This is a genomic window from Hymenobacter aranciens (assembly GCF_030580865.1).
GTDB lineage: Bacteria > Bacteroidota > Bacteroidia > Cytophagales > Hymenobacteraceae > Hymenobacter > Hymenobacter aranciens.
Genome location: NZ_JAUQSY010000013.1, coordinates 72,717 through 90,388, shown reverse-complemented (window position 1 = coordinate 90,388; position 17,672 = coordinate 72,717). Strand labels below are relative to the sequence as shown.

10 protein-coding genes are annotated in these 17,672 nt (G+C 62.4%); all 10 read left to right on the top strand.

Features of this window, described 5'->3' with window-relative positions; genetic code table 11:
* Positions 1-36: 36 nt before the first annotated feature.
* The 10 genes from Q5H93_RS18380 to Q5H93_RS18335 all read left to right on the top strand — a co-directional run bounded on the left by Q5H93_RS18380 (position 37) and on the right by Q5H93_RS18335 (position 17,642).
* The gene (locus tag Q5H93_RS18380) at positions 37-1,758 is read left to right on the top strand and encodes a RagB/SusD family nutrient uptake outer membrane protein (RefSeq protein WP_305008104.1); all 1,722 of its coding nucleotides are present in this window, start codon (positions 37-39) and stop codon (positions 1,756-1,758) included.
* Between the two features lie 99 nt (positions 1,759-1,857).
* Positions 1,858-3,486, top strand: coding sequence for a GH35 family beta-galactosidase (locus Q5H93_RS18375; protein ID WP_305008103.1), 1,629 nt, complete (start codon positions 1,858-1,860; stop codon positions 3,484-3,486).
* 3 nt (positions 3,487-3,489) lie between these two features.
* Positions 3,490-5,475, top strand: a complete 1,986-nt coding sequence (locus Q5H93_RS18370) for a sialate O-acetylesterase (protein ID WP_305008102.1) — start codon at positions 3,490-3,492, stop codon at positions 5,473-5,475.
* Entirely contained in the window at positions 5,465-7,666 is a 2,202-nt protein-coding gene (locus Q5H93_RS18365) for a glycoside hydrolase family 3 N-terminal domain-containing protein (protein ID WP_305008101.1), read from the top strand. The genes Q5H93_RS18370 and Q5H93_RS18365 overlap by 11 nt, the downstream gene beginning before the upstream one ends.
* 164 nt (positions 7,667-7,830) lie before the next feature.
* Positions 7,831-9,147, top strand: a complete 1,317-nt coding sequence (locus Q5H93_RS18360; RefSeq protein WP_305008100.1) for an MFS transporter — start codon at positions 7,831-7,833, stop codon at positions 9,145-9,147.
* A gap of 17 nt (positions 9,148-9,164) precedes the next feature.
* A complete protein-coding gene (locus Q5H93_RS18355) occupies positions 9,165-10,703 on the top strand; it encodes a xylulokinase (protein WP_305008099.1) in 1,539 nt (512 codons plus the stop codon).
* A 49-nt stretch (positions 10,704-10,752) separates the two neighbouring features.
* The gene (xylA, locus tag Q5H93_RS18350; protein ID WP_305008098.1) at positions 10,753-12,084 is read left to right on the top strand and encodes a xylose isomerase; all 1,332 of its coding nucleotides are present in this window, start codon (positions 10,753-10,755) and stop codon (positions 12,082-12,084) included.
* Between the two features lie 143 nt (positions 12,085-12,227).
* A complete protein-coding gene (locus Q5H93_RS18345) occupies positions 12,228-13,916 on the top strand; it encodes a sodium/sugar symporter (protein WP_305008097.1) in 1,689 nt (562 codons plus the stop codon).
* Between the two features lie 57 nt (positions 13,917-13,973).
* On the top strand, positions 13,974-15,056 hold the full coding sequence (locus tag Q5H93_RS18340; protein WP_305008096.1) for an endo-1,4-beta-xylanase: 1,083 nt from the start codon (positions 13,974-13,976) through the stop codon (positions 15,054-15,056).
* Positions 15,057-15,080: 24 nt separating this feature from the next.
* Positions 15,081-17,642, top strand: coding sequence for a glycosyl hydrolase 115 family protein (locus tag Q5H93_RS18335; RefSeq protein ID WP_305008095.1), 2,562 nt, complete (start codon positions 15,081-15,083; stop codon positions 17,640-17,642).
* The last annotated feature ends 30 nt before the right edge of the window (positions 17,643-17,672 follow it).

The window sequence follows — 17,672 nt, the reverse complement described above, 5'->3', positions numbered from 1 at the left end:
CCGCCGCTCACCCCATTCAAAAACAGCTCTTTCGAGATGAAAAAGTTATTCTTACTAACCCTGGGCCTGTCGGCGATGCTGACCCTGACGGGCTGCGAAAAGGACATTCTGGACGAGCAGCCCGAATCGGTGCTGGTGCCCTCGTTTCTGAGTACGCCGCAGGGCCTGGAGGCCGGCCTCACCGGTTCCTACGCCGGCCTGCGCACCTACTACGGCAGCAGCGAGGAAACCATTTTTATGTGCGTGGCGGGCACCGACGAGTTCACGACCGGCATCTTCTCGCCGAGCGGGCTCGACGACTACGCCACCGGCCTGCTGATTCCGACGGCCGCCGCCCCCACCAACGTGTGGGGCAACCTCTACCGTTACGTGAATAACGTGAACGGGGTCATTCAGTACGCGGCCAGCGTGCAGGGCCTCAGCACGGCCCGAATTGAGCAAATTAAGGCCGAAGCGAAAGTGCTGCGGGCGCAGTATTACTTCCTGCTGGTGCAAACCTACGGCGACGTGCCGCTGATGCTGAAGTTTGTGGACGCGCCCACCAAGGACGTAGTCCGGGCGCCGCAGGCCGAAGTGTATCAGGCTATTATTCAGGACCTGACCGACGCCTTGGGCGCCATCGCCGACAAGCCAGCCCAGCCCGGCCGCGTGACCCGCGCCACGGCCCTGCACCTGCTGGCCAAGGTGCACCTGACCCGCGCCACCCACCCCGCCAAGCAGGCCACCGACTATGCCGATGCAGCTAAGTTTGCCAAGGAGCTGATTGACAACCAGACGCGCTACAGCGTGGGCCTCGACGCGCTGAGCGCCGTGCACCGCGAGGGCAACGAAAACGGCAAGGAAGTGCTGATGAACGTGCAGTTTAACGGCGACGCCACCTTCACCCAGACCGACCCTTTCAACTACACCGGCACCAATCTGTTTGGCTGGATGTGGGGCAGCCGCTACGACCTGTTGCCCAACATGGTACGCGACATTCCCAACATGCGCCCCTACGCCCGGTTCTGCCCCACCGAGTACCTGCTCAACTCCTTTGTCATGCCCGGCGAAAGCGGCCCCACGCTGCGCTCGACCGACGCGCGCTTCGGCACCTGGTGGACCACGACGTACTTCGTGAACCGCCCGGGCAACAACGGTGGCTCGACCGCCGCCGTGGTGGGCGACACCTCGGTATGGTACCCGGGCTACGAACTGTCGGCCGCCCGCCTGGCCCAGATTGCGGCCCGCCGCCCGGCGCCGTTCCGCGCCATCCCGCCCAGCCAGTACACCCGCGAGTTTTACCCGCGCATGAAAAAGTACGACTGCCTGAACCGCAGCGCCGTGAACTCGCCCTCGACCCGCCCGTTCATTGTGTACCGTCTGGCCGAAACCTACCTCATTGCCGCTGAGGCATTTTACTACCTCGGCAACACCGACCAGGCCCGCGATTACATCAACGTCATCCGCGAGCGCGCCGCCGCCCCCGGCAAAGCTGCCGACATGCGCATCACCGCCGCCGCCCTCACGCCCACGTTCTTCCTCGAAGAGCGCACCCGCGAGCTGACCGGCGAAATGGTGCGCTGGTTCGACCTGAAACGCACCGGCACGCTGGTGTCGCGCGTGCGCAGCCTGTCGCCCGCCGTGGCCTCGCGCACCTACGGCGTGTATGGCTCGGCCGCCGCGGCTAATATCCAGGACTTCCACACTCTCCGACCCATCCCGCAGCAGGAAGTTGACCGCAGCAGCGGCAAAATCACGCAGAATATGGGCTACAACTAAGCTATGAATGGACGTCCGCCGGACATGCTCCGGTAGTCCGGCGGACTGCTCCATTGCCCGTATCGGGCCATTTTTCAACCTGCTATTCCCCCTTTCGCCTTGAAGCTTATCCATCTACTAAGCAGTATTTTGCTAACCGGCCTGCTTGGGCTGACTGCTGTGGGCACCCGCGCCCAAAGCAGCCTGCCCCGCCTCGTCAAAACCGGTAACAGCACGCAGCTGCTGGTCGATGGTAAACCCTTCTTCATATTGGGCGGCGAGCTGGGCAATTCCACCGCCTCCAGCACCGTCTACATGCAGTCCGTGTGGCCCAAGCTGAAGGCCATGCACCTGAACACGGTCATCGCGCCGGTGTACTGGGAGCTTATGGAGCCAACGGAGGGCAAGTTCGATTTCACGCTGGTGGACGACCTGCTGCGCGACGCCCGCAAGCACCAGATGAAGCTGGTACTGTTGTGGTTCGGCGCCTGGAAAAACAGTATGTCGTGCTACGCCCCGGCCTGGGTAAAGACTGACTTAAAGCGCTTTCCCCGGGTGGAAGATGACCACGGCGTGCCGCAGGAAATCATGACGCCCTTCGAGCCGCGCAACCTCGAAATCGACCAGAAAGCTTTTGTGCGGCTGATGCAGCACCTCAAGGAAGTGGATGGCCAGCACACCGTTATCACGGTGCAGGTGGAGAATGAAATCGGCATGCTGCCCACCGCCCGCAGCTACGACCCGCTAGCCAATGCGGCTTTCAAACAACAAGTTCCGGCGCAACTGCTGAGCTACCTGCAGCGCGAAAAGAAGAACCTGAAACCCGAGTTTGCCGCCGTCTGGCAGAAGCAGGGCGCCAAAACCAAGGGCAGCTGGGAAGAAGTTTTCGGCAAAAGCCTGGCTGCCGACGAGGTTTTTATGGCCTGGCACTACGCCACGTTCACTAACGCCCTGACCGTGGCCGGCAAGGCTGCCTACCCCCTACCGATGTACGTGAACGCGGCCCTGAACCGGCCCGGCGTGCCGCCCGGCAAGTACCCCAGCGCCGGCCCCCTCCCCCACCTCATGGACGTGTGGCTGGCCGGCGCCCCGGCCCTCGACATGCTGGCCCCTGACTTCTACAACCCCAATTTCGAGCATTGGAGCGACCTCTACACCCGCGGCGGCAACCCGCTCTTTATCCCCGAGCATCGTTTTGAGGACGGTGTGGATGCCAAGGCTTTCTTCGCCTTCGGCCACTACAACTGCCTCGCCTTCTCGCCTTTCGCTATCGAAGGCAGCGACACCCTGAAAGGCGCCCCCATCGGCAAAGCCTACGAGCTGCTGCAACAGATAACGCCGTTGCTGGGCAAGTACCAACCCGCCGGGCAGGTGCGCGGCTTCCTGCTGCAAAAGGACTCGGCCGCCCGCACCACCACGCTCGGCGACTACCGCTTCACCGCCCGGCACGAGTACACACTGGGCTGGTCATTGGGCGCCAAAAAGGCCGACTGGAGCCCCGGCGGCGGCCTGCTCATCGCCGTGGCGCCCGACGAGTTTTACCTCGTGGGCACCGGTCTGGTAGTCACTTGCGAGCCGCTCGCCAAGGGCAAGCGCGCCGGCTATATCAGCGTGGACGAAGGTCATTTCGAAAGCGAAAAATGGGTGCCCGGCCGCCGCCTGAACGGCGACCAGGACCACCAGGGCCGCCACGTGCGCGTGGCCGGCGGCGAGTACAGCATTCAGCACATCAAGCTCTACACTTACTAAATCATGATTTTCAGCGACAACAATATGGAGCGACTGCGTCGGCCGCTCGGGGGCATCCCCGGGCTGGCGGCGCTGGCCTGCCTGTTGCTGCTGGCCCCGGAAGCTGCCGCGACGGTGCGCCTCCCCCGCCTGGTGAGTGACGGCATGGTGCTGCAACGCGATGCCGAGGTAAACGTGTGGGGCTGGGCCACGCCCGGCGAAAGCCTGACGCTGCGCTTCCGGGGCAAAACCTACCGCGCCACCGCCGATGCGGCCGGCCGCTGGAGCATCCCGCTGGCCCGGCAGTCGGCCGGCGGGCCGTTTGAGCTGAGCATTAAGGCCAGCAACGAGCTGACGGTAAAAGACATTCTGGTGGGCGACGTATGGCTGTGCTCGGGCCAGTCGAACATGGAACTGCCCATGCGCCGCGTGCGCGACAAGTACCCCGAAGTCATTGCCCAGGCCGCCAACCCGCGCATCCGGCAGTTTGCGGTGCCCTTGCGCTACGAATTCCGTCGCCCACTGACCGACGTTAGCGGGGGCCGCTGGCTGGCCGCCGACCCGCAAACGGTGCTCGATTTCACCGCCGTCGGCTACTTCTTCGCCCGGGAAATCAGCGCCCAATACCAGGTGCCCGTCGGCCTAATACGCAATGCCGTAGGTGGCTCCCCCGCCGAAGCCTGGCTGAGCGCCGGGGCGTTGAAACAGTTTCCAAAATACGAGCAGCAAAGCGCGCCTTACCAGGACAGCGCTTTGGTTGCCAGCATTAAGCAGCGCGAAAACGCCGCCGTAACCGACTGGTATAAGCAGCTGCACCGCGCCGACCTGGGCGAAGCGCCCGGCCAAACGAGATGGTCGTCCCCCGGCTACGACGCCAGCGGCTGGGCCACGATGAACGTGCCCGGCTACTGGGCCGACCAAACGCCCCTGGGCGCGGTGAACGGCGTGGTCTGGTTTCGCAAGGAAATTGACCTGCCGGCCACCCTAGCGGGCCAGCCCGGCCGCCTGGAGTTGGGCACGCTGGTGGATGCGGACTCGACTTACTTCAACGGCCAGCTGGTGGGCACAACCGGATATCAATACCCGCCGCGCAAGTACGACTTCGGGCCGGGCGTGCTCAAAGCGGGGAAGAACATCATCACGGTGCGCCTCATCAGCAACTCGGGACGCGGCGGCTTTACGCTTGACAAGAATTACCAGCTCACGGCTGGCGGCCAGACGCTGGACTTGCGCGGTGCTTGGCAATACCGGTTGGGCGCCACGTTGCCGCTCACGCCCGCTACCACCACGTTCCATTACCAGCCCGGCGGGCTTTACAACGGCCTGATTGCGCCGCTGCTGCCCTACGCGCTGAAAGGCGTGCTGTGGTATCAGGGCGAGTCGAATACCAAGAACCCGGCCGACTACCAGGCACTGATGACCAGCCTCATTGCCGACTGGCGGACGCAGTTTCAGCAGCCCAAGCTGCCCTTCCTCTACGTGCAGCTGGCCAACTTCATGGCCGCCAAAAAGGAGCCCGGCGAAAGCAGCTGGGCCGCCGTGCGCGACGCCCAGCGCCGCCTGCTGGCCCTGCCGCACACCGGCATGGCCGTCATCACCGACACAGGCGAGTGGAACGACATTCACCCCCTCGACAAGCAGACTGTGGGCCACCGCCTGGCCCTGGCCGCCCGCCAGGTGGCGTATGGCGACCAGCAGGTGGTAGCCGCCGGACCGCTCTACCATTCGACCCAAACCACTGGCAATAAAATCGTTCTGCAATTTTCTAATCCCGCCAATGGTCTGCTGACCAAAGGCAACGCCCCACTAGCCGGCTTCACCATCGCCGGGGCCGACCGCCGCTTCGTGCCCGCCCAGGCCCGCATTGAAAAAGATAAAATCCTGGTCTGGAGCGACCAAGTGCCCACGCCCGTAGCCGTGCGCTACGCCTGGGCCGACAATCCCACCGACTCCAATCTCACTAACCGCGAGGGACTACCCGCCTCGCCATTCCGCACCGATGACTTTTAATTCCCGCAAGCTCCTCCCCGCGTTGGCCCTGCTCGCGCTGAGCCTTACGCCCGCCGCCCAGGCCCAGACCACGCCCGTGTTCCGCGACCCGCGCCAGCCGCTCGATGCCCGCGTCAAAGACCTGATTTCGAAGCTGACGCTGGCTGAAAAGGCCGACCAACTGATGCACGATACCCACGCCATCGAGCGCCTGGGCGTGCCGGCCTACAACTGGTGGAATGAGGCCCTGCACGGCGTGGGCCGGGCCGGGCAGGCCACGGTGTTTCCACAGGCCATCGGCCTGGGTGCCAGCTTCGACGACGGCCTGGCCCTGCGTGTGTCAACGGCCATTTCGGACGAGGCCCGGGCCATGTACAACGTGGCCGCCGCCCAGAATCACCGCCTGCGCTACGGCGGCCTCACCTTCTGGACGCCCAACATCAACATCTTCCGCGACCCGCGCTGGGGCCGGGGCCAGGAAACCTACGGCGAAGACCCCTACCTGACCTCGCGCCTGGGCGTGGCCTTCGTGCGCGGCCTGCAAGGCCCTGACCCGCAGCACCTAAAAGTGGCAGCCTGCGCCAAGCACTTCGCCGTGCACAGCGGCCCCGAGCGCCTGCGCCACGAGTTCAACGCCCAGGCCACGCCCCACGACCTGCGCGAAACCTACCTGCCCGCCTTCCAGGCGCTGGTGCAGGAGGCCAAGGTGGAGGCCGTAATGTGCGCCTACAACAGCACCAACGGCGAGCCCTGCTGCGCCAATAAGTACCTGCTGCGCGACGTGTTGCGCACCGAGTGGGGCTTCCAGGGCCACGTCGTGAGCGATTGCTGGGCCATCACCGACTTCTACCAGGGCCACAAGGTGGTGAAAACGCCCGCCCAGGCCGCCGCCCTCGCCCTGAAAAGCGGCGTCAGCCTCGATTGCGGCAACGAATACCCCCACCTGCCCGAGGCCGTGAAACAGGGCCTGGTGAAAGAAAGTCAGCTCGATAGCGCCCTCACGGTGCTGCTGCGCACCCGCTTCCGCCTGGGCCTCTTCGACCCGCAGGGCAGTTCGCCCTACGACAACATCCCAGCCTCCACGGTGAATAGCCCCGAACACCGCGCCTTGGCCCGCGAGGCCGCCCAAAAATCAATGGTGCTGCTGAAAAACAACGGCGTGCTGCCCCTGCGCAATAACCTGCCAATGTATTTCGTGACCGGCCCCAACGCCGGCAACCTGGAGGCCCTGATTGGCAACTACTACGGCGTCAATTCCAGCATGAGCACCATCCTGGAGGGGCTGGTGGGCGGCGTAGCCCCCGGCAGCCAAATCCAGTACCGCCAGGGCACCCTGCTCGACCGCGCCAACCAGAACCCCATCGACTGGGCCACCGACGTGGCGCACGAGGCCGATGTAACCTTCGTGGTGCTGGGCATCAACGGTTTGATTGAGGGTGAAGAGGGCGAGTCGATTTCTTCCACCACCTACGGCGACCGCATCGATTACAACCTGCCCCAGAACCAGCTCGACTACCTCAAAAAGCTGCGCAAGGACAATACCAAGAAAATCGTGACTATCATCACCGGCGGCTCGCCCATGAACCTCAGCGAAGTACACGAGTTGTCCGACGCCGTGCTGCTGGCCTGGTACCCCGGCGAGGAAGGCGGCAACGCCGTGGCTGACTTGGTGTTCGGCAAAGTTTCGCCCTCGGGCCGCCTGCCCCTCACCTTCCCCATGAGCCTCGCCCAGCTGCCCGCCTACGAAAGCTACGGCATGAAAGGCCGCACCTACCGCTACCAGGAATCGGAACCGATGTACCCTTTCGGCTTCGGCTTGAGCTACACCAAATTCGCTTACAGCAACCTCAGGCTCTCGGCTCCGAAAGTGGCTAAGAACAAGCCAGTAGAAGTCACCGCCACCATCACTAACTCCGGCCCCGTGGCCGGCGACGAAGTAGTGCAACTCTACCTCCAGCACTCGGCCACCAAGGGCATCGAAGCTCCGCTTTTCGCCCTCAAAGGCTTCCGCCGCGTGAGCCTCGCGCCGGGCGCCAGCACCACCGTCAAGTTCACCCTCACGCCCGAGCAGCTGGCGCTGATTGATGCCCAAGGCAAGAACGTGGCCCCCACCGGCCCGGTGAAGGTATGGGTGGGCGGTTCGCTGCCCAGCGCCCGTAGCACGGCTCTGGGGGTCAGCCCGATGGCTTCGGCTACGCTGGTAGTTAAATAACCCCACCCCCCGGCCCACGCCGCTTGATGCGCGGAATCCTTCGGGAGAGGGGAGCCTGACGATTTTTTAGAAAAGCCTAACCGCGCATGACCGGCTACCCTCTCCCGAAGGGGAGGGGCCGGGGGTGGGGTTGAACGCAAGCACGATAATCAAATTATAAACCCATGAACCCCAACCCAATCGGCCGTTACCGCTGGGTGGTGGTGGCGCTGCTCTTCTTCGCCACCACCATCAACTACCTCGACCGGCAGGTTATCGGGCTCATCAAGCCCGTGCTGGAGCAGCGCTTTGCCTGGACCGAAACCGACTACAGCCACATCGTGGTGGCGTTTTCGGTGGCCTACGCGGTGGGCTTGCTGCTGTTTGGCAAAATCATCAGCCGTCTCGGCACGAAGCATGGCTACACTATCTCGCTGGTAGTATGGAGTGTGGCGGCGGTGGCGCACGCCGCCGTGGGCAGCACTTTCGGCTTTGGGGCGGTGCGGGCGCTGCTGGGCCTGGGCGAGGCCGGCAATTTCCCGGCCGCCATCACGGCCGTGGCCGAGTGGTTTCCGAAGAAAGAGCGGGCCCTGGCCACCGGCATTTTCAACTCGGGCGCCAACGTGGGCGCCGTGGTGGCGCCCATTATGGTGCCCTGGCTGCTGGGCGCTTACGGCTGGGAGGAAGCCTTTATTATCACCGGGGCCATTGGCTTCGTGTGGCTGGTTTTCTGGCTGATTTACTACGAAATTCCCAGCCGGCAGGCACGGCTTTCGGCCGCCGAGTTCGCTTACATTCACAGTGACAACGAAGTCGAAGAATCTCAGGGAAAATCCTTTAGCTGGGCCGCGCTGTTGCGCCTGCGGCAAACCTGGGTGTACATCACTGGCAAGTTTCTGACCGACCCAATCTGGTGGTTTTTCCTCTTCTGGCTACCCTCCTACTTCGCCACCACGTTCAACCTCGATTTGAAAAAGCCGAACCTGCCATTGGTTATCGTGTACACGGCCACCACAGTGGGTAGCATCGGCGGCGGCTACTTGTCGTCGTACCTCATCAAGCGCGGCTGGCCGGTGGCGCGGGCGCGCAAGGCCGCCATGCTGAGCTTCGCGCTGCTGGTAGTGCCCATCGTGGCGGCGCGTTACGCCACTGGTATCTGGCCGGCGGTGGCGCTCATCAGCCTCGCGGCAGCGGCCCACCAGGCCTGGAGCGCCAATATGTTCACGCTGGCCTCCGACATGTTTCCGAAGCAGTCGGTGAGCTCGGTGATTGGGCTGGGCGGCATGGCGGGCTCCATTGGCAGCCTGTTGTTTCCGCTGCTGGTGGGCTATTTGCTCGACCTCTACAAAAGCCAGGGCGACCTGCTGGGCGGCTACAATCTGATTTTCAGTTTCTGCGGCTTCTCCTACCTGCTGGCCTGGGCCCTGATGCACTGGCTGTCGCCCCGGCTGCAGCCGGTGCCAACCGCCCCGCAACCCCAAGCCATTTCCGTTCTCGTCTAATAAACCTCTCTACCACCATGAAATACCTCCTTGGCTACGACATCGGTAGCTCCTCCATCAAAGCCGCGCTGCTGGATGCCGACACCGGCCGCTGCGTGGCCGCCGCCACCTCACCGCGCCAGGAAATGGCCATGCAGGTACCCCAGCCCGGCTGGGCCGAGCAAGACCCCGAGCGTTGGTGGCAGGAAGTGGTGAATGCCACCGCCGAGCTCCGCGCCGCCCACGACTTCGACCCCGCCCAGCTGGCCGGCATCGGCATAACTTACCAGATGCATGGGCTGGTGCTCATCGGCCACGACGGCCAGGTGCTGCGCCCCGCTATCATCTGGTGCGACAGCCGGGCCGTAGGCCTTGGCAATCAGGCCTTCGAGGCCCTGGGCGAAGCGCATTGCCTCGAAAATTTCCTGAATTCGCCCGGCAATTTCACCGCCTCCAAGCTGATGTGGGTGCAGGAAAACGAGCCCGAGGTGTACGCCCAAATCCACAAAATCCAGCTGCCCGGCGACTACATCGCCTTCCGCCTCACCGGCCAGCTTCAAACCACCGTGTCGGGCCTCTCGGAGGGCGTGTTCTGGAATTTTAAGGAGCAGGCCATTGCCCAGGAATTACTTGACTACTACGGTATCAGCCCCGCGCTGCTGCCCGAAGTGGTGGATACTTTCGCCGTGCAGGCCCGCCTGAGCGCCACCGCCGCCCACGAGCTGGGCCTCGCCGAAGGCACGCCCGTGAGCTACCGCGCCGGCGACCAGCCCAACAATGCCTTCTCCCTCAATGTGCTGCAGCCAGGCGAAATCGCCGCCACCGCCGGCACTTCGGGCGTGGTGTACGGTATCACCGAGGCCCCTACTTCCGACCCGCACTCGCGGGTGAATGCCTTCGTGCACGTCAACCACACCGCCGCCGCGCCGCGCAACGGCGTGCTGATGTGCATGAACGGCACCGGCATCCTCAACAGCTGGTTGCGCCGGATGGTGGGCGAGCTGCCCTACGACGAGATGAACCGCCTGGCCGCTGAGGCACCCATCGGCGCCGGGGGCCTGCTGTTCCTGCCCTTCGGCAATGGCGCCGAGCGCATCCTCGAAAACCGCCCCACCGACGCCGAGCTGCTGGGCCTAAACTTCAACATTCACAGCCGCGCCCACCTGCTGCGCGCCGGGCAGGAAGGCATCGTTTTCGCCCTCATCTACGGCCTGGAAATCATGCGCCAAATGGGCGTGCAGGTGACTACCGTGCGCGCCGGCCGCGCCAACATGTTCCTGAGCCCGGTCTTCCGCGAGGCCTTCGTGAACACCGGCAACGTGACCCTGGAGCTCTACGACACCGACGCCGCCCAGGGCGCGGCGCGCGGCGCGGGCGTCGGGGCGGGCGTGTTTGCCAGCCCGGCCGAGGCCTTCGGTGGGCTGGAGCGCATCCTCACGCTGGCGCCCGAGCCGGAATTGCAGGCGCAGTACCAGGTGGCCTATCAGCACTGGAAACAGGCCTTTAGTAAGACCCTATACAATAGGCATGAGGCTGTAGACGCTGTTCCGGCGAAAAGTCTACTGTCTCATGTCTAACATCTAACGTCTCAAAAATCAATAACATCCATTTCATCTTCCCCGACTTATGTCAACGAGCACGCTCTCCAAAACCGAATTCTTCACCGGCATCGACGTTATTCAATTCGAAGGCCGCGAATCCGATAACCCACTGGCGTTTAAATGGTACAACGCCGACCGCCTCGTGGCTGGCAAAACCATGAAGGAGCACCTGCGCTTCGCCACGGCTTACTGGCACACCTTCGTGGGCAACGGCGGCGACCCTTTCGGCCCCGGCACCAAGCAGTTTGCCTGGGACGCCCACCACGAGGCCATCGGCCGCGCCAGGGACAAAATGGACGCTGCGTTCGAGTTTTTTACCAAGCTCGGCACGCCCTACTACTGCTTCCACGACGTTGACCTGGTGGACGAAGGCAATTCGCTGGCCGAGTACGAGCGCAACCTGCGCGCCATCGTCGAATACGCCCGCGAGCACCAGAATGCCAGCGGCATCAAGCTGCTCTGGGGCACGGCCAACGTATTTTCGAACCCGCGCTACATGAACGGCGCCAGCACCAACCCCGACTTCCAAGTGCTGGCCCACGCTGGCACTCAGGTGCTCAATGCCATCGACGCCACCATTGCCCTGGATGGCGAAAACTACGTGTTCTGGGGTGGCCGCGAGGGCTACATGACACTGCTAAACACCAACATGAAGCGTGAGCAGGAGCACATGGCCCGCTTCCTGACCATGGCCCGCGACTACGCCCGCCGCCAGGGCTTCACCGGCAAGTTCTTCATCGAGCCCAAGCCCGCCGAGCCCACCAAGCACCAGTATGATTTCGACGCCGCCACCGTCATCGGTTTCCTGAAGGCCCACGGCCTCGAAAACGACTTCATGCTGAACCTCGAAGTAAACCACGCCACGCTGGCCGGCCACACCTTCCAGCACGAGCTGCAGGTGGCGGCCGATGCGGGTCTGCTCGGCAGCATCGACGCCAACCGCGGCGACTACCAGAACGGCTGGGATACCGACCAGTTTCCCAACAATTTAAACGAGATAACCGAGTCGATGCTCATCATCCTCGAGCACGGCGGCATCACCCAGGGCGGCATCAACTTCGACGCCAAAACCCGCCGCAATTCAACCGATTTGGAGGACATTTTCATTGCCCACATCGCCGGCATGGACACCTTCGCCCGCGCCCTCGTCACGGCCGACGCCATCCTCGAAAAATCGGCCTACCGCAAATTCCGCCAGGAGCGCTACGCCTCCTTCGACTCGGGCGAGGGCGCGGCCTTCGCCAAGGGCCAGCTCACGCTGGAAGATTTGCGCCGCATTGCCCACGCCAGCGGCGAGCCCGTGCAGCGCAGCGGCAAGCAGGAGTGGCTGGAAAGCCTTATCAACCAATACATTTAATATTCTAAAACAGACCCGGCCGGCCGCCGAATGGTGGGAACAAGAAATCGGCTGGCCGGGAATGTTTTGCCGCTCGCGTTGAGCGGTAGCTTTTAATTCCGTTCTTCGCGTCAGCCATTCACAGGCGTGGCCCCAATCGATTTATGCAGCACCAGTTAGCGACCCTCGACTACGTCGTCTTTTTTATCTACTTCCTCATCGTATCGGGCTACGGTATATGGATTTACCGCCGCAAAACCGGGCACGACGGCACGATGGAAGGCGACTCAAAGGACTATTTCCTGGCCGAGGGCTCCCTGACGTGGTGGGCCATCGGCTCGTCGCTCATTGCCTCCAACATCTCGGCTGAGCAGTTCGTGGGCATGTCGGGCTCGGGCTTCAAAATGGGCCTGGCCATCGCCACCTACGAGTGGATGGCCGCCCTCACGCTCATTATCGTGGCAGTGTTTTTCATCCCGGTTTACCTGAAAAACCGCATTGCCACCATGCCGCAGTTTCTGCACCAGCGCTACAACGGTACGGTGGCTATGATAATGGCCATCTTCTGGTTGGCCCTCTACGTGGTGGTCAACCTGACCTCGATTCTCTACCTCGGCGCCATCGCCGTGAGCAGCATCGCCGGGCTCGACCTCAACTTCTGCCTCTACGCGCTGGCGGCCTTCGCCGTCATCATCACCCTGGGCGGCATGAAGGTTATCGGTTTCACCGACGTTATCCAAGTGTTCTTCCTGATTCTGGGCGGTTTGGCTACTACTTATCTGGCCCTTAACCTGGTAGCCGAGCACAACGGCCAGTCGGGCGTGCTCAACGGCCTCTCGCTGATGACCAGCCAGGCCAACGACCACTTCCACATGATTCTGGCCCGCGAAAATCCCAGCTACAACGCCCTGCCGGGCCTCACGGTGCTGCTCGGTGGGATGTGGATTGTGAACCTAAACTACTGGGGCTGCAATCAATACATCACCCAGCGCGCCCTTGGCGCCGACCTGCCCACCGCCCGCTCGGGCCTGCTTTTCGCCGCTTTCCTCAAGCTGCTCATGCCCGTGATTGTGGTGTTGCCCGGCATTGCCGCCTACGTGCTCTACAAGCAGGACGTGTTCGGCGCCACCGAGTTCGGCGAAGGCGCCAACCTGAACCCCGACCGCGCCTACCCGGTGCTGCTCAACATTCTGCCCGTGGGTTTGAAGGGCTTGTCCTTCGCCGCGCTCACGGCGGCTGTGGTAGCCTCGCTGGCCGGCAAGGCCAACAGCATCGCCACGATTTTCACCCTCGACGTGTACCAGAAAATCTTCAACCGCGAGGCCTCGGAAAAGCAGCTCGTGCGGGTGGGCAAAATTGCCGTGGTGGTGGCCATGCTGCTGGGCGTGGTCATTGCGCCGCACCTGGGCATCGACAAAAAGGGTGGTTTTGAGTTCATTCAGGAGTACACGGGCTTCGTATCGCCGGGCATTTTTGCCATGTTCATCCTGGGTTTCTTCTGGAAAAAGACGACCTCTGCGGCGGCTATGTTTGCCACCATTGGCGGGTTTATGCTCTCGGTTTTCTTTAAGTTCCTGCCCGGCCTGACCGACCTTTCCTTCCTGGCCCCCCTCGGCTTCGCAGTGCCCAATGAGGCCGGCGTTTACGAAATTCCCTTCCTCGACCGCATGGGCTTCGTGTTCGTGCTCTGCATCATCGTGATGGTCATTATCAGCCTGCTACAAACCAGCCGCGGCGTGAAAACCAACGGTCTGGAAGTCGATGCCAGCATGTTCCGCCCGCAGCGCAGCTTCGTGATTGGCTCCATAGCCATCCTTGTCATCCTTACTACGTTGTACACGCTGTACTGGTAGCGCTTAGCACCCGGTAGCGCAAGCTGCTGGCAGCGGATAACTCACGCATTTCCTTCGATGAATAACCTCCCATTGAAAATGGTTGGGCTGCTGTTTGCGGCCCTGATTGTAGGCGGCAGCCAGCCAGTGGCAGTTGATAAAGGCCTGAAAGACTACTACCAAGCCTACTTTCCTATCGGCGTAGCCGTGTCGCCGCAGGCCTTGCAAGACCCGGCAGAATCAGCCCTCATCCGCCAGCAGTTCAACAGCTTGACGCCGGAAAATGACATGAAGATGGGCCCCATCCATCCCGAGGAAAACCGCTACAACTGGGGCCCGGCCGACGCCATCGTAAGCTATGCCCAAACCCATCAGCTGCGCGTGCGCGGCCACGCCCTCTGCTGGCACGAGCAGACGCCACCGTGGCTGTTTAAGGACACGGCGAGCAATCCGGCAAACAAAGCACTGTTGCTCAAACACCTGCACGACCATATCGACGCCGTAGTGAAGCGCTACAAGGGCAAAATCTACGCTTGGGACGTGGTAAACGAAGCCATTGCCGACGACAGCACGCAGCTGCTGCGCAACTCGGAATGGCTGCAAATCTGCGGTCCGGAGTTCATTGCCGAGGCCTTCCGCTACGCCCACGCGGCCGACCCGCAGGCCGTTCTTTTTTACAACGACTACAACACCGAGCGGCCCGAGAAGCGGGAACGTATCTATAAGCTGCTCAAACAGCTGAAAGACGACAACGTACCCATTCATGGCGTCGGACTGCAGGGCCACTGGTCGCTGCAGGAACCCACGGAAAAGGAACTGCGCACGGCCATTGAACGCTTTGCCTCGCTGGGCTTGAAGGTGCAGATTACGGAGCTGGACGTGTCGATATACCCCTGGGAAAAGAACAAGCGCGAAAAGCGCCCGGGCGAATCGGACGCTTACTCGGCCGAAGCGGAGCAGCGGCAGGCGGCGCAGTACAAAATGTTTTTCAAAGTGTTCCGGGATTACAAAGACGTGCTGACAGGCATCACCTTCTGGAACATCTCCGACAAATACACCTGGCTGGATACCTACCCGGTGCCGGGCCGCAAGAATTACCCGCTGCTGTTTGACCAGCAGCAGAAGCCTAAAAAGGCTTACTGGGAAGTGGTAAAATTCTAGCTCTTATCAATTTGGTTACACGCCATGAAAACGCTGAAAGCCTATTCGCTATTGCTGATACTGGTGCTGCTAGCAAGCGGCATGAGCTTGGCTCAAAGTAAATCATTGACGAAAAAACCGGGGGATTTTATCCTAGCAGCCAAAGGCAAAGCAGCCACTATCTACGCCAGCGCCAGCGACTGGCCGGGCGTGCTCCGCGCCGCCCACGACCTGCAGGCCGACGTGCAGCGCGTGACCAAAATTCAACCGGTATTCAGTATCGAAAAACCGGCCGGAATCGAAATTGTAATCATCGGTACATTAGGCAAAAGTCTGCTCATCGACCAGCTGGTGCAACAGCAGAAGCTGGATGTAACGGGCATAGCCGGCAAGTGGGAAACCTTTGTGCGCCAAGTGGTGGAGCAGCCCATGCCCGGTGTGGCGCGGGCGCTGGTGATTGCCGGCAGCGACAAGCGCGGCACGATTTACGGCATCTACGACCTCTCGCAGCAGATTGGCGTGTCGCCGTGGTACTGGTGGGCCGATGTGCCGGTGCAGCCGCAAAGTACGCTGCTCATCTCCCCTACCCGCCACTCGCTGGGCGAGCCGGCGGTGAAGTACCGGGGCATTTTTCTGAACGACGAAGCCCCGGCGCTGAGCGGCTGGGCAAAGGAGAAATTCGGCGGCATCAACTCGCAGATGTACGGCCATGTATTTGAGCTGATTCTGCGCCTGAAGGGCAATTATCTGTGGCCCGCCATGTGGGGCAACGCCTTCAACGACGACGACCGGCGCAGCCCCGCGCTGGCCGACGAATACGGCATCGTGATGGGCACATCCCACCACGAGCCCATGCAGCGCGCCCAGCAGGAGTGGAAACGCTACGGCCACGGCCCCTGGAACTACCAGACCAACGACACCACCCTGCGCCGCTTCTGGCGCCAGGGAATCAGCAACATGGGCACCCGCGAGAGCATCGTGACGCTGGCCATGCGCGGCGACGGCGACGAGCCCATGAGCGAGGAAAACAACATTGCCCTGCTCGAGAAAATTGTCAACGACCAGCGCCAGATTCTGGCCGAAGAAACCCACCGGTCCGCCGACCAGACGCCCCAGCTCTGGACGCTCTACAAGGAGGTGCAAGACTACTACGACCGCGGCATGCGCGTGCCCGACGACGTGACCCTGCTGCTCTGCGACGACAACTGGGGCAACCTGCGCCGCCTGCCCAAGCTCGACGACCAACCTCGGCGCGGCGGTTACGGCATCTATTACCACTTCGACTACGTGGGCGCCCCGCGCAACTACAAATGGCTTAACACCAATCCGCTGCCCCGCATCTGGGAGCAGATGCACCTGGCCCACGAGTACGGCGCCAAGCAGATTTGGATTGTGAACGTGGGCGACCTCAAGCCGATGGAGCTGCCCATCAGCTTCTTTCTCGACTACGCCTGGAACCCGGCGGCCATCCCGGCCGAAGGCGTGGCGGCCTACACCCGGCGCTGGACCGCCCGGCAATTCGGCCCGCAACACGCAGCCGACATTGCCGACATTTTGGCTAAATACGCCAAGTACAACGCCCGCCGCAAGCCGGAACTGCTCACGGCTGACACCTACAGCCTGCTCAATTTCAACGAGTGGGCCACCGTGGCTGCCGATTACAACGCGCTGTTAAGCCGCGCTGAGGCCATTAACCAGCAGTTACCTGCCGCTGCCCGCGACGCCTATTTCGAGCTGGTACTCCACCCGGTGCAGGCTTGCGCCAACCTCAACGAGCTGTACTATACTGTGGCTCTGAACCACGCCGCCGCCAAAAACGGGCAGGCCAACACCGCCGCACTGGCTGCCCGCGCCAAAGCGCTGTATGCAAAGGACGCCGAAATTAAAAACCACTATCACAGCCTACTGGGCGGAAAGTGGGACCACATGATGGACCAAACGCACATTGGCTACACCAGCTGGCAGCAGCCCGATGAGGATAAGATGCCGGAAGTCTTTCTGCAGCCGACCGGCACTCCAGTTGCTCCACCATCAGCTACGCTGTCAGCAAATTATATTGCGCTGGAAGCCGAGCACTACAGCCGGGCCGTCACCGCCGGCCCTATCGTCTGGCAGCACCTGCCCGACTTGGGCCGCACCCTGGGGGCCATGACGACTTTTCCGGTCACGGCCGCGCCCACAACTGCGCCGGGCGGCAGCAGCCCGCACCTGGAGTATCGCATTACGCTGGCTCAGAGCGGCCCGGTGACAGTCAGCGCCTACCTCGCGCCCACGCTGGACTTCACCAACAGCGGCGGCCTGCGCTATGCGGTGTCTGTCGACGACGAAGCGCCGCAGGTGGTGAACCTGCACACGGGGCTGGCCGTGGATTACGTCAACCAGCTCTGGAATAAGGCGGTGGCAGAGAATATCTTTCTCAAAACCACGCAGCACCCGGCTGTAGCAGCCGGTTCGCACATCCTCAAATTCTGGCGCGTAGACCCCGGCGTGGTGCTCGAAAAGCTGGTGGTGAGTCAGGGACCGCTTCCAACCAGCTACCTCGGGCCGCCTGCGGGTGATAATCGCAAGCCAGGCAACGCCACCACACCCGAGCGCCGCGCTAAGTGAGCAGCAGATATGCCTGCCCCGGAACGACAC